Origin of the sequence: Bacillus sp. AR2-1 (genome assembly GCF_008368755.1) — a bacterium.
Classification (GTDB): domain Bacteria; phylum Bacillota; class Bacilli; order Bacillales; family Bacillaceae_G; genus Bacillus_A; species Bacillus_A wiedmannii.
Genome location: NZ_QORY01000015.1, coordinates 27,934 through 41,822 on the forward strand (window position 1 = coordinate 27,934; position 13,889 = coordinate 41,822).

The following is a 13,889-nucleotide window of genomic DNA, read 5'->3' on the forward strand; positions in this document are numbered from 1 at the left end:
AGGAAATCCATATGATTTGCCAGCAACTTGGATTGAATGAAGAGAAGAATACACCAGAATGGCAGGATATTAAGATAATAATAAAAGGAGTAGATTATGATATTAGAACCGCTTTATGCAGAAAACATTATAGTAGCCGTCATATATAAAAATGAGTTTAGGTGGTATGTAACAGATAAAGAACTATGGTTTTTAGATTATAATAAATTAGATAATGCATATAAAAATTTAGATATAAGCATTGAAGATAATGATGAAACGGAAGAAAGAAATGAAATAAAAGTATTAGATCATGAAAATGTAGAAGGATTTTTAGTAAGGATTAATCAATATAAAACAACTAAAGAAGAATTAAATTATTTACTACTTGAAAATATTAAAAGGAAGAATGCAGGAGAAGATCTATTAGATTATAGTCCAGTCTTATTAATTAACTTTGATAATAAAATACTATATTCAATGTTTCCAGAACCGGCATCATACGAAAACTATGTACCAAAAGATTGGATAGGTACATATGAAGATTTCACTGAACTCATACCTACATCAGAGAAATATTGGATGAATAAGTTTAATAACAATCTACTTTTACTATAAATGTAAGTAAGACAAGAATAATGATAGTATAAGAATTTATTACCTTAATAGAGCTTATGAGATTAATAGAGAAGTAAATAGAGTCACTAAAGCCAGAAATAAAGGAGTAAAATAGTCATGAAATATCCATATAGTTTTGAAGTACTTAACAGTAGTGATTTAGTTATGAGACTTCCTCAAGAAATAAAACTTGTTGAAACTTTTTTAGGAATTGAAGTTGCAGCTTTTGGAGATTGGATTTTAGAAGAAATACATAGTGTTTTAAACGGAGAAAAAAATTATGTAGTAGTAAATGGCAACATTTGCAGTTTAGAAATCCGGAACGACACAACTACTGTGTTAGACAATTTAGCCGAAGATGGGAAAGGAAAATATTGTGAGATTGAAACAATGGAATTGGTAGAATTGATTCATATTTGGTTAAATAAACGAAAAGAATATAAAAAAGATAAAAAATAAAGGAGTGTAATAATTTAAATAGATGGCCTCTTCATGTGAAGCCGACTTTATTTTATTCATATATATTTTAATCACAAGGCGTATTAATATATGTTTCAAACTTTACGCGTAGGGTTTCCTACGCTATTTATTTTGCTCATTGAGGTCAATCTTTCCTGTCCTTCTCCTCTTCTACTTTTACCCACGATACTATTCTATATCAAAACGTATTTCACATAAAACGAGAAATCATTATTTACCATATTGCCCTTAGTTACGGAAACAATTATACTAGATGTAATCAGAATAAATAATCTGAATATTCTTAGAATTAAAGATGAAATCTTTAATTCCCGCAATTAGATGGATACATACTATTTCCCACTAAATAGATTAGCAAACGATAATAACATTAGGAGGATTACGATGCACCAGCTTGATTCATTACATCCCATTATAGAAAAAATAATTAACAATATTGAAAAATTAATGGTCGGAAAAAGAAAAGAAACGATTTTAGCTTTGACAGCTCTCTTAGCTGAAGGTCATGTACTATTAGAAGATGTTCCTGGCGTTGGGAAAACAATGTTAGTACGTGCTCTTTCTAAATCCATTGATGCTGATTACAAGCGCATTCAATTCACACCTGATTTACTGCCGTCAGATGTAACAGGTGTTTCTATTTATAATCCGAAAGAGCTCCAATTTGAATTCAAGCCTGGACCAATCATGGGGAATTTTATACTTGCTGATGAAATTAATCGTACATCTCCAAAAACACAGTCTGCCTTACTTGAAAGTATGGAAGAAGGCAATATTACAATAGATGGCATGACAAGACCGTTACCAAAACCGTTCTTTGTAATGGCTACACAAAATCCGGTCGAATATGAGGGAACATATCCTTTACCAGAAGCACAGCTCGATCGTTTCTTATTGAAGCTAAAAATGGGATATCCTACACCAGAAGAAGAATTTGAAATTTTAAACAGGATGGAAAAAACAAATCCCCTCTCCCATTTACAAGCTATTACAACAATAGAAGAATTACTTTATTTACAACAGAGCGTACGGGAAATAAGCATGGACAAAGCAATCAAGCATTACATTGTAAAGCTTGTTAGTCAGACTCGTTCTTATAGTTCTATACAGCTTGGTGCAAGTCCGCGTGGCTCGATTGCTTTAATGAAAGCTTCACAAGCTTATGCATTCATCCATGGCAGAAATTATGTTATTCCCGACGATGTTAAATTTTTAGCTCCCTACGTGTTAGCTCACAGACTCATTCTAAAAATGGAGGCAAAATTTGAAGGAATAACAGGAGAACAAGTTATCGCAAAAATCGTTGCGCGAACTACCGTACCTACTCAAAGGAAGATGAACCTTTAATGAAACGGATACTACGAGCACTCTATCATTTTATTAAGTTATCACTCATTCCGTTATGCCTAGTCTTAACATTTGTATACGCTATGCTTCAAGGAGGATTTGTAAGTTGGTTTTTGTTTTACAGTGCGATTCCTATTGGCCTTTATTCACTATTGCTTCCCTTCTTTGCTTTACGGAACGCCGAGGTAAAACGAAGAACAAATCAAGACGAATATGTAGCAGGAGAACCATTTTTAAGCACGATTACAATAAAAAGAAGTTTTCCATTTCCCTTACTTTATTTAATTATAGAAGATGAACTGCCATTACAATTCACAAATTGTAAACAAACGAAAGTAAATAAGGCAATACTCTTTCCAGGATTGAAACGAAATATTTCGTTTCAATATGCAATTGACACAATACCTAGAGGAGAGCACACTTTTTCAAGCGTACGTGTCAAAACTGGTGATCTATTCGGTATGATGGAGAAAGAAGTAACTTTTTCAGTTCCAGATACATTTTTAGTCTACCCTCAGTATGTAGATATAACATATCGACAAATGGAAAATCATTTCGAACAAGGAGCACTTTCAGCAAATATAAATTTAGTAAAAGACTCTACCATTTCTGTCGGTGTGAGAGACTATAAACCTGGTGACCGCTTTTCATGGATTGATTGGAAAGCAACTGCACGAACAAACAACATTATGACGAAAGAGTTTGAACAACAGCGCAGCCATAATATTATGATATTCATGGACAGAACCCCATCCCCTCTATTCGAATCAGTCGTCACATTTACTGCCTCTATTGTCAGGTCTGTCTTGAAGCAAAATTCACCGGCGTCATTCGTATCTATCGGAAAAGAACGAACTTTTTTCCCTTTAGACAATGGGGATAGTCAGTTGCATCAAATCTTTTGTCATTTAGCGAAAGTACAAGCAGATAGTGTATTCCCGCTCTCCCGGAGTGTAGAAATGGAATTAAGAAAAATTTATGAGCCCGTCACGATTATACTCGTGACAAGCGATCTTTCTCCCGATATTCAAAAGGCGGCTGACTTTGCTGCTATAAAAAATAGAAAATTAATGGTGTTTGTCGTAAAAGAAAAAGCAAATCAACTCTCACACCGAGAACTCAGTATTCTAGAAACTCTACAAAAACGACAAATATTTGTAAATGTGGTTTATGGAAACCAGTATACAAACGTGTTTTTTGAGGTGAGCAAATGATAACATTACAGGAAAAAAAACAATGGGATATGACTAGATTTTTCATGCATGCATGCGCATTTCTACTTTTACTAGAATGGCTAAGGCCCCTCGTAGGTATTACAAACGTAGGTAGATTAGATGTTTTCGTAATATTTATAGGGATTTGCTTCACTCTCTCTTTTTTTCAAATAAAATGGCAGATTCCAATAAAGATCGTCACGATTTTATTCATCATTCATTTCCTATATTATAAAAATGCTTTTATAAATCCATCTTGGCTAACGAAATTTTTCACTGATATTTCTCGAAATTCCTCCTTGTTATTTCAGGGGAATTTGCTAGATATTTCTCCAGTTTTTCCAACACTTTTATTTTTTTTATCCTTTTGGTTTTTGAGTGCTTTCATCTCTTTTTGGATGATTCATAAAAAACGTGGGTTGTTATTTCTTATATTGACTATTATTTATATCACCATTTTTCATAACTTACATTTATACAATGCAAACTATGCTATTATTCGTACTATTGTCATCGGCTTTTTTATGCTTAGTCTTCTTCGCATAGAACGAATAAAAGAGATGGAACACCTACAAAATTTTGCTAGAGAAATCTCAAAATTACTTAGACCTCTTACAATATTTATTGTATTGTCAGCAACGATCGCATACTTCGCTCCAAAATTTGGCCCTCAATGGCCAAACCCAATGGATTTTTTAAAATTCAACACATCCGAAGCAAGTAAAAAACAAGAAGTTTCTAAAATTGGGTATGGTTTAGATGATTCGCGATTAGGCGGTCCTTTTAAGGCAGATCCGACAATTGTTTTCACAGCACAAACGCAAAACAAACAATATTGGAGAGTCGAAACGAAAGATTTTTATACAGGAAAAGGCTGGGAAGTTTCTGAAAATCAAAAAAAGGTTTCTTTTAAAAATAAAAACGACGTCGTGAGCTGGTACGAACAACATACAAAAACGGAGGCCACTGAGGCAACAATCACCATGCAAAAAAGTTATCCTCACCTTACCTATCCAGCAGGATTAGTATCTGTCGAGGCTTCATCTAATGTATCCTACAGTGTTGACCCCTTTTCAGAAAAAATCTATACGATGGATGGAGACTCTTCTACTACTTTAAATTCATATAAAGTAACATATGAGATCCCGGAGTTTTCCATAGAAAACTTGAAAGCTGTAAACACGAATGAAGGTCATGAAACAAGTCCTTATTTTATGACAAAGTACACGCAACTTCCCGAATCATTACCGCAGCGAGTAAGAGACTTAGCTATTAATCTAACAAATGATAAAGACAACCGATATGATAAAGTACTGGCTATTGAAAACTACTTCACCGACCATTCTTTCGTATATGAAACAATGAATGTCTCGTTCCCTACCAAAAACCAAGATTATGTTGATCAATTCCTTTTCGATACAAAAAGCGGCTACTGTAATAATTTTTCGACATCTATGATTGTGTTACTTCGTTCTGCTGGGATTCCTGCTCGTTGGGTAAAAGGTTATACAGAAGGAACTCTTGATAACACACTAGTTGGTGCAGAAGGTGAGGATGTTTATAAAATCGCGAACGATAACGCACACTCTTGGGTCGAAGTATATTTCCCAGGATACGGATGGATTCCATTCGAACCAACAAAAGGATTTACTAATCCCTATACTTTTACAAATAATACTCCTGCTCCTACTTTACAAAATAGCGAAGAAACTAATTCTCAAAACACGCAAATGCACCAGAGAAACAATGAAGCAAAGCTCAAAAGTTTAATAGAAGATACAGAGGAATCTTCTACTAAAAAGATTCCAAATTCGAAAAATGGATTTTCTTGGTGGTACGTATTCATCTCTACGATACCGATTAGTATTATAGGATACATTCTCTTCACCACTAGAATGAAGTGGATTACATTTTTTATTATTCTTTTCTATAAATATCGAAAAGACGATGCTGTTTATACAAAAGCTTACGATGCACTTTTAAAACAATTTGCGAGAATTGGTATACGACGAGGAGAAAGTCAAACATTCCGAGAATATGCTCTCCATATCGATACACTTTACAACTCGGCTCATATGCAACAACTTACTTTCAGTTATGAGAATGCTATGTATCAAAAAGGACAGGCCGCAGCAGAATGGAAGAAATCTGTACACTTATGGGAAGTTCTTATGAAAAAAGCAGCTTCTCCGCCAAAATCAAATGACTTCCATTCAGTGATTTAATCTTGATAATGTGAGTTGAAAGAAAACGCCTCAAAGAACAATGTAGTTCTTTGAGGCGTTTTTTAATAAAGTGAAATTCCTAGTTATTCCCCAAGTACCTTCTCAATCTCAACCTCTAAATCTACCGGCTTCGTCTGCGGCGCAAAACGCCCTACTACTTTCCCGTCTTTTCCGATTAGAAACTTAGTAAAGTTCCATTTCACTGCTTTCATACCGAGTAAACCTGGGGCCTGTTCTGTCATATATGTATACAGAGGATGAGCCTTATCACCTTTTACATCAACCTTTGCAAACATCGGGAAGTTTACACCATAGTTTAACTCACAAAAACTAGTAATATCTGCTTCTGTACCTGGTTCTTGTCCTCCGAATTGGTTACAAGGGAAACCGAGTATTTCTAGTCCTTGGTCTTTATATTTATCATATACTTCTTGTAAACCTTTATATTGCGGTGTAAAACCACACTTGCTAGCTACATTTACAATAAGAAGTGCTTTTCCTTCGTAATCTTTTAACGATTTTTCTTCTCCTATTATCGTTTTAGCTGAAAAATCATAAACTGTCATTATCCTTATCCCTCTCTTCACTATCATTCTATGTTTATACTATACTACATTTGTGAATATACAGCTCTTATTACGTACTTACACCCCCAGATGATAGCGCTTTGTTTTTGTTCGAAAATTCGACACAGACTACTAGACTTTTATGATGGAAAGTTTTACAATTGAATTGTGAACAAAATGTGACAGTTTATATTCCATTATAAAAGAAAAGGATGGTGTTCATTATGAAAACTGCACAACATGAAACGATTTCAAATCGCGAGTTTTATTTCGTACTATATATGATGTTATTGTATGTGATTGGCTGGGTAATCGATGTAAATGGTTTATTTTTAAGCTCCTACTTTAATTTAGCAGGAGAGATTATGCTTCCAATCGTTGGTGGCATAGTTGGACTGTTCGTTATGTCTATCAATAAAGAACAAATGAAATAACAACACTTTAAAAAGGCAGAAGACGAGCTTTCGTTTTCTGCCTTTTTCTATTTTAGCGTATAATAGAAACATACAGTAACTAAGGAGTGGTAACGATGAAAAAAGTAGAGCAGTTATCTTCACACCTATATCTTATTGATGATTTTGATTTACAACACAATGAACGAACTGGTACGTACGTTTTATTAGGTGACGATATTACTTTAATTGAAACTTGTGCAGCCCCTTCTCTTCCGTATATTTTAAACGGCTTACAACAATTACATATTGATTTAAACGATGTAAAAAACATTATCGTTACACATGTTCATTTAGATCACGCTGGGGCTGCTGGTTTAATGATGGAGAAGTGTCCAAACGCTACTTTATATGTGCATTCTCGCGGTGCTCGTCATATGATTGATCCAACAAAACTTATTTTAGGCGCAAAAGCTGTATACAAAGAAGATTTCGATAAACTATTTGATCCAATTCTTCCTATTGAAGAAGAACGTGTTCGTATTGTACAACATGGTGATACGTTAAAAATTGCCGAAGACCTTACACTTACTTTTTACGATACACCGGGGCATGCTAAGCACCATATTAGCATTCACGATTCATTAACAAACGGCATTTTTACTGGCGATACAATCGGAATTTATTATAGAGAACTCGCAGACCTTGGTGTAGAACTATATTTACCATCAACGTCCCCTTCACAATTCCAACCAGATGCGATGATTGCTTCTAAAAATCATATTCAAAGTATGAATGTAGATACTATTTATTTCGGTCATTACGGTGCATCATCCAATGTTACAGAAGTATATAACCAGCTTGAACATTGGTTACCTATTTTCGTTCATACTGGTAAAGAGGTCTTTGAACAGTATAATGATTTCGACGAAGCGACTAAAGCTTTACAAACTGTATTAATGGATAAGATCTCTTCTCACCTTACAAAGTTACATGTTCCATCAGATCATTCCGTTTATAACATTTTACATCTAGATATAGAAATTAGTGCGATGGGCATTATAGATTATTTCACGAAGCAAGAAAAAGCAAACTCCACTATTAAATAACCGTAAAAGAAGAGATATACAACAGTAGTTATTGTATATCTCTTTTTTCTTTGAATATATTTTGAGTAAAGGATGGTGGAATGCAATGCAAAAAGTGATGCTATACCTCTGCTTCACATTATTTATCGTCTTATTATTATTTGTCGGAGTGAAAATTCAATTTTATTTAGATACAGATGCGCAGGTGAACTTTAACGTATATCCAAGATTATTCTACTTTACACTCTTCCCTCTTATCGTTGGCATTTTATTACGATTCCTTCAATCCATTAATCGCGAAACGAGTAAACAAAACTGGCACTTTCAACCGGATAAATTTATCGCGATTACGTTGCCGACGCTATTCATTTCCTTTTCTCCAGCTCTACTCTTTTCACCAGTTGGTGCGTACCTACCATATTTAGCTAATATTATTCTTATAAATACAACTTTTGTTACGATAATTAGTTTAATAGCTGGTTATTCACTATTAGATTGTTTTATACAAAAGGACAATGCAACGATGAAAAAATATAATTGATAACCATTTTTTAAGTGTTGCTAATTAGGTCAGTTTGTTTATAAATCTAATATTACTTGTAAAAGCCGATATAAACAAAAAGGGGAATTATGTTAAAATTAAATTGGTTGTATTTAGATCAAAATGCATTTTATCCAGAGGAGACTTATTATGTATAAATTAGGGACTTTCTCGTTTCTAACGTTTCTCGCAAGTATATGTTCCTTCTTTATTTTAAGAGGACCTAATGCAAATTTAACTGTAATTATTGCGATTTTAGGCATACTTTCATTACTCGGAATTTTTTTTGCAATCGCATCAAAAAATTGGTTATTCGGAATAGTTGGTACGGCATTAAATGGAGTAATACTAGTATTTGTATATTTCTTATTACTAGCAAAAGGAATAGGTGGCTAATATATTTACGTTTCAATAAGAAAAGCTCAAAGCTAAAGCTATGAGCTTTTTTACTTATCGCACCTTTTCATCTACATACTCCATAAACTGCTCCGCTTTAATAAATCTTTCTTTGTACGCCTCAGGTATTTCTTCTACTTTCATTCCACCAGTTGATTTTGTCTTCACTCGCACTATTTCATGCGTCATTAAAGCTTCCATATAGCGATCAAACTCTTCTTGTGTTAATACTTCTTTACTAGATTTATGACCATTTAATTTATCAAAGTATGGTTGCAGGCCCATACTTACCTTTTTCATTTCTTCTCTTTTTGCTGGTGATAATTGATCATAATCAATATTACCGTTCGAATCTCCGTACGCAAGCTTTGCATTTGTTAATTTTTTTAGTTCTTTTGTAAACTCTTCATATTCCTTCGCACCCATTTCATCTTTCGCTTCCGATAACTTTGCATTAAAACGCATATACGCTTCTAATGTCATCGCTCCGGCGTGTTTTTTTACATTCTCAAAAGATCCGTATATACCATCCGCCATAATAGATTGATACGCAAAACCAGTCGTCGGGATTAAAAATGCTGCTACAAGTACTCCTGCGATAAGGCGCTTCTTCCTTTTACTTCCCCCGCTCTTCATTTTTATTTGGACAATTACTTTTTCTTTTAACTCCGGCGGGGCAATAATCCCCTTCGCTTCTTCTTGTATAGATTCTCTAACTCTACAATCTAAGCTCATTTCACATTCCCTACCTCTCCTAAAAAGATTTCTTCTACTTGTTCTTTTTGACGTAGTTTTTTTAATGCCGCGTGAATTCTAGATTTCACAGTACCAATTGGAATATGTAATATGTGTGCTACTTCTTCTTGTGAATAATCGTGTAAGTATCTTAAGATAATAACTTGTTTCAATTTATACGGTAATTTATGAATGAGTTCGATTAGTTTTTGGTTTGATATTTTACTTACAACATCGTTAGAAAAATCAATTTGTACTGGTTTTCTTTGCACTTCTGCTTTTTTTATAATTCGTAATCGCATCCACCTCTTTCTTCTATAAGAGTGAATTTGTTTAATCGTAAGTCCAATTAGCCAAGGGCGAAATGGCTTCTCGCTATCATACTTACGAAGCGATTCATATAGCTGTATGTATATTTCTTGAACGACATCATCTACATCCGTTTTATCACCTATTAAAAAATGTGCTGTTTTATATACTTCTTGAATCGTTTTATCATACAATTCGCTATACGCCTCTTTATTGCCTGATAAAGTTAATTGGATTAAATTTGTATACAATGTTTCATCCTTCATTTACCTTCCCTCCTTTGTCTTACACTTTATATTGGCAAGTAATTGATATTTCGTTCGATTTTTCAAAAGTTTTTTTATATAAATTAATATAATGATTCAATCAGTTCATAAGCTTCACTTATAATCACACATAACTATTATATAATTTTCCAATTTCTAATGACGATTTAAAATGATTTATATAATCAAATTTAGGAGGATATATAATGAAAGCTATCGTTGTAACGTCGTTCGGTGGTCCTGAAGTGATGAAATATACAGATGTGGATATGCCGACTATTTCAGAAGATCAAGTTTTGATTCGCGTTGTTGCTACTAGTATAAATTTCGCCGATATTAAATCCCGTTATGGTAAAAAAGGAAATACAGCACTACCTTTTATACCAGGGATAGATGCCGCTGGTATTGTAGAACGTGTCGGTTCTCAAGTGAAAAATATTTATCCTGGACAACGTGTCATTGCTTTTCCTCAAAATGGATCTTACGCAGAATACGTTGTCGCAAACGAAAGATTTACACGCAAGTTGCCGCTCTATACTCGGTTTTAGCTTTGGTACTACACGAAAAAAACGTCCTGAACTACTCCAAAAAACTGCAAATGAAGTTTTCCGTTATTTACGTGATGGCCGTCTGAAAATGAAAGCTGCGAAATCTTTTCCACTTCAAGATGCAGGGAAAGCACATGAATGGGTCGAAAGTAGAAAAAGTACAGGGAAAGTAATACTAACTGTTCAGTCCCCTTCCTGAAATGAATACTTGAAACCGAGGTGTCATTCATGGGATCACGAATTATGCATGCTATTATCGCTAACAGGATTGCCGAGAAATTATCTATTCAAGATAAAACTTCTTTTATACTTGGAGGCGTAGCCCCCGATGCTGTGCATTCAAAGATAGAAAAAGTCACCTCACATTTTTACGCTGGCTCAACAAAAGACTATACGAGACGAATTGATTATGAATCATTTATTCATAAATATAAAGATTATATGGAGTCCCCTTTTCTCCTAGGCTATTGCACCCACCTCATTGCCGATGATAATTGGCTAAGCGGCTTTTTTCTACCTTGGCTTAAAAACAGAATCGAAAATGACGAAACTATCGCGCCTATGTACTACAACGACTTTAAATTATTGAACGCAAAATTACTTTATCATTACGATAAAGAACAACGGCTCTTCTCTCTTCTCAATCAAGAGGCTCACATTATAGATATTGAAGAGGTTTCTAAAGAAAACGTTTTAGCTTTTCGAAAGTATCTTTTTGAAGATATGTTGTATCCAGAGCAACATTTACATGAAGACTTACAAGTATTTACGTTTAATCAAATCATTGGTTATATTGAGACAGCTATTAAAAAAGGCGTATTTTATATTAATCAACTCTCTAATGAAAAATCCACTTCAAACATGTAATCCCCCTCAATATATTTGAGGGGGATTTTCACATAGCAATATTATTATTTGTTCTTTTCCATAACCGCAAAATAATTGCCTTCACTATCAGCAAAGTTAAACACTTTACCAGAAGGCATAGTTACCATTTCGCCAACAGTAACATTTTTATTTTTTAAATCTGTATATAGTTGATCAAGATTTTCTGAGAAGAACATTAGGGACGGTGTACCAAGATTTAATTCTGGGCTCATCTTAGAAATAACTTCTTTATTATGTAATATAATGCTCGTTTCTGCACCGCTATTCGGAGCAATTTCAATCCATCTCATTCCTTGCTTGTTATCTTCCTCTGCAACTACATGAAACCCTACCTTTTCCGTCCAAAAATGTACTGCCTCATCTTGATTATTTACATATAACATAATTTGTCCGACTTTATGAATCATTGTTTTTCCCCCTAATGGTTTTAATATTCTATGTAGGTTTCTACAGGTACTATTATTATTCCTTTTTCATTCAATTACAAACAAAAAAGACGCAACTACTAGTAGTTACGCCTTCCCCATTATTTATCTAGGCTTTTTCTTCCCAGTAAATGCTGGTTTCTTTTTCTTTGGTGCTTTCGGTTTCGTTTCTACAAATGATCCGTTGAACATTTCTTGCTTCGTAAATACGATGCCTAGTTTTTTTGCAAATTGAAGTAATTTACGCTCTTCTTGTTGTGTTACAAGAGAAACGACTGTTCCTTCTTTACCCATACGTCCTGTACGTCCTGAGCGGTGTATATATTGGTCGACTGTGTCTGGTAACTCCAAGTGGATTACATGTGTTAAATCATCGATATCAATACCGCGTGCTGCAATATCAGTAGCAAGTAGAATTTCTAATTTCCCACCGCGGAAAGCACGCATCGTTGCTTCACGCTCTTGCTTACTTGCCTCTGCATGAAGAGCTGCTGCTTTCATTTTACGGAATTGCAATTTCTGAGTAATTTCATCTAAACGGAATGGGTCATTTAAGAAAGCAACTGCTTTTACATCGCCCATATGCATAATTCTTCTTACGTAATCATTTTTTTCGCGTCGCTCACAAATGATATACGTATGCTCAACTAAGCTTTTTGACTCTGCACGTGTTATACGTACTAATTGTGGTTCAACTGCTAAATCACGTGCAGCATCTTCTGCCGCTTTTGTAATTGTCGCCGAGAAGAATACTAATTGACGATCTCGCATTGTAGATTTAATTACATCTTGTACTGCGCCCATCATCTTTTGTTTTACAATTTGATCAAACTCATCAAATACAATCGTTTTCACTTCATGCATCTTTAGCTTTTTCATTCGAATTAATTCTAAAATACGTCCTGGTGAACCGACAATTACTCTCGGATGTTTCTTTAATTTTTCAACTTGGCGCTTAATATCTGCACCACCAATTAAAGATGCCCCTGAAATTTCAGTCCCTGCTGTAAACTTTTGAACCTCTTCGTGAATTTGCATTACAAGCTCACGTGTTGGCGCTAAAACAACAACTTGTGGTTGTTTTACTTCAGGATTAATTTTATGTAAAAGGGGTAATAAGTACGCTAATGTTTTTCCTGTTCCAGTTGGAGATTCAGCTATAACGTCTTGTCCTTCTAAAATAGTTGGAATCGCTTGTTTTTGAATTTCAGTTAATTCTTTAAAACCAGCCTTCTCCCAAGCTTGTTGTAAAAATGGTTGCATATCTTTTATCATTTGTTTTTCTCCTTTATCTCTATTTTTGAAGAAAATGTTGTATTGTTCGCACCGTTTCTATCATGTGTGAAATAATAGCTATTAAATCATCAACATGGTCTTCTGTAATCGCTTTTTGAAATATAACCTCTACCTTATTATGATATGAAATCGCTTGCTTATTATATTCGTATGAAATTTTCTGCGTAATCATTCTTTCTTTTCCCCATATAGAATGCATGAAATTTTCAATTTCTTCACACACTACCTCTGGCTTTTCTATCGGGAATGAAAATGCTAACTTCATTTCACAACCTGGTGTAAATTGTGGTACTTCCAATATTTCACCAGACAAGTTCTTTGCATCTACAGATAGTGAAAATGTTGCTTTTACTACCGGTTCGAACGGTTCTGTTAATTGAAACGAAATATGGTATATACGACTTAATGAGGCAAGGTCCATCATATCTTTTCGATCTGTCACAAGAATATCTCCATGTAAATCAAAATCATAAACAGCACCTTCTACGATTACTTTTAAATTATCAAAAGCAGTTGGATCAAACATAATTTCCTCCAAAAAACAGGCGCCTTTCGATGGAAAGGCGCCACTTGATG

Annotated in this window: 16 protein-coding genes and 1 pseudogene; 11 read left to right on the forward strand and 6 right to left on the reverse strand. The window is 34.3% G+C overall.

What is annotated here, in order from left to right; translation table 11 throughout:
* Positions 1–96: 96 nt before the first annotated feature.
* The 5 genes from DT250_RS16820 (at position 97) to DT250_RS16840 (ending at position 5,863) form a co-directional block, all read left to right on the forward strand.
* Positions 97–597, forward strand: a complete 501-nt coding sequence (locus DT250_RS16820; protein ID WP_097858816.1) for a hypothetical protein — start codon at positions 97–99, stop codon at positions 595–597.
* A 117-nt stretch (positions 598–714) separates the two neighbouring features.
* Positions 715–1,056 (forward strand): hypothetical protein, encoded by a 342-nt coding sequence (locus tag DT250_RS16825; RefSeq protein WP_060488579.1) that lies wholly within the window; start codon positions 715–717, stop codon positions 1,054–1,056.
* A gap of 405 nt (positions 1,057–1,461) precedes the next feature.
* Positions 1,462–2,424 (forward strand): AAA family ATPase, encoded by a 963-nt coding sequence (locus DT250_RS16830; RefSeq protein ID WP_000553990.1) that lies wholly within the window; start codon positions 1,462–1,464, stop codon positions 2,422–2,424.
* The gene (locus DT250_RS16835; protein WP_149213373.1) at positions 2,424–3,638 is read left to right on the forward strand and encodes a DUF58 domain-containing protein; all 1,215 of its coding nucleotides are present in this window, start codon (positions 2,424–2,426) and stop codon (positions 3,636–3,638) included. Before DT250_RS16830 ends, DT250_RS16835 begins: the two co-directional genes overlap by 1 nt.
* Positions 3,635–5,863, forward strand: coding sequence for a transglutaminase TgpA family protein (locus tag DT250_RS16840; protein ID WP_149213374.1), 2,229 nt, complete (start codon positions 3,635–3,637; stop codon positions 5,861–5,863). The genes DT250_RS16835 and DT250_RS16840 overlap by 4 nt, the downstream gene beginning before the upstream one ends.
* An 83-nt stretch (positions 5,864–5,946) precedes the next feature.
* Here the strand turns inward: DT250_RS16840 and bsaA are convergent, their stop codons facing one another.
* Positions 5,947–6,429: a glutathione peroxidase gene (bsaA, locus tag DT250_RS16845; protein ID WP_060488576.1), complete on the reverse strand. Its 483-nt coding sequence runs from the start codon at positions 6,427–6,429 to the stop codon at positions 5,947–5,949.
* Positions 6,430–6,653: 224 nt separating this feature from the next.
* Between bsaA and DT250_RS16850 the strand changes: the two genes are divergently transcribed.
* From DT250_RS16850 to DT250_RS16865, 4 genes are all read left to right on the forward strand, one after another.
* Positions 6,654–6,863: a DUF3925 family protein gene (locus tag DT250_RS16850; RefSeq protein ID WP_060488575.1), complete on the forward strand. Its 210-nt coding sequence runs from the start codon at positions 6,654–6,656 to the stop codon at positions 6,861–6,863.
* 95 nt (positions 6,864–6,958) lie between these two features.
* Positions 6,959–7,930: an MBL fold metallo-hydrolase gene (locus DT250_RS16855; protein ID WP_097858474.1), complete on the forward strand. Its 972-nt coding sequence runs from the start codon at positions 6,959–6,961 to the stop codon at positions 7,928–7,930.
* Between the two features lie 85 nt (positions 7,931–8,015).
* Positions 8,016–8,450: a hypothetical protein gene (locus DT250_RS16860; RefSeq protein ID WP_060488573.1), complete on the forward strand. Its 435-nt coding sequence runs from the start codon at positions 8,016–8,018 to the stop codon at positions 8,448–8,450.
* A gap of 150 nt (positions 8,451–8,600) precedes the next feature.
* Complete coding sequence (locus DT250_RS16865) at positions 8,601–8,846, forward strand: hypothetical protein (protein ID WP_060488572.1); 246 nt, start codon at positions 8,601–8,603, stop codon at positions 8,844–8,846.
* 54 nt (positions 8,847–8,900) lie between these two features.
* On the opposite strand, the gene DT250_RS16870 is transcribed toward DT250_RS16865, so the two are convergent.
* A complete protein-coding gene (locus DT250_RS16870) occupies positions 8,901–9,581 on the reverse strand; it encodes a DUF3600 domain-containing protein (RefSeq protein ID WP_098190071.1) in 681 nt (226 codons plus the stop codon).
* The gene (locus tag DT250_RS16875) at positions 9,578–10,156 is read right to left on the reverse strand and encodes a sigma-70 family RNA polymerase sigma factor (protein ID WP_149213375.1); all 579 of its coding nucleotides are present in this window, start codon (positions 10,154–10,156) and stop codon (positions 9,578–9,580) included. Before DT250_RS16875 ends, DT250_RS16870 begins: the two co-directional genes overlap by 4 nt.
* Before the next feature lie 206 nt (positions 10,157–10,362).
* Between DT250_RS16875 and DT250_RS16880 the strand changes: the two are divergent.
* Together DT250_RS16880 and DT250_RS16885 are read left to right on the forward strand one after the other, a co-directional pair.
* Positions 10,363–10,903, forward strand: a pseudogene (locus tag DT250_RS16880) (alcohol dehydrogenase catalytic domain-containing protein).
* Positions 10,904–10,932: 29 nt separating this feature from the next.
* Entirely contained in the window at positions 10,933–11,571 is a 639-nt protein-coding gene (locus tag DT250_RS16885; protein WP_088080925.1) for a zinc dependent phospholipase C family protein, read from the forward strand.
* Positions 11,572–11,615: 44 nt separating this feature from the next.
* On the opposite strand, the gene DT250_RS16890 is transcribed toward DT250_RS16885, so the two are convergent.
* From DT250_RS16890 to DT250_RS16900, 3 genes are all read right to left on the reverse strand, one after another.
* Positions 11,616–11,999 (reverse strand): VOC family protein, encoded by a 384-nt coding sequence (locus tag DT250_RS16890; protein ID WP_000581455.1) that lies wholly within the window; start codon positions 11,997–11,999, stop codon positions 11,616–11,618.
* Between the two features lie 123 nt (positions 12,000–12,122).
* Complete coding sequence (locus DT250_RS16895) at positions 12,123–13,292, reverse strand: DEAD/DEAH box helicase (protein ID WP_000588608.1); 1,170 nt, start codon at positions 13,290–13,292, stop codon at positions 12,123–12,125.
* Positions 13,293–13,311: 19 nt separating this feature from the next.
* Positions 13,312–13,839 carry a hypothetical protein gene (locus DT250_RS16900; RefSeq protein ID WP_149213376.1) on the reverse strand — a complete coding sequence of 176 codons (528 nt, stop codon included), beginning with the start codon at positions 13,837–13,839 and terminating at the stop codon, positions 13,312–13,314.
* Between the last annotated feature and the right edge of the window lie 50 nt (positions 13,840–13,889).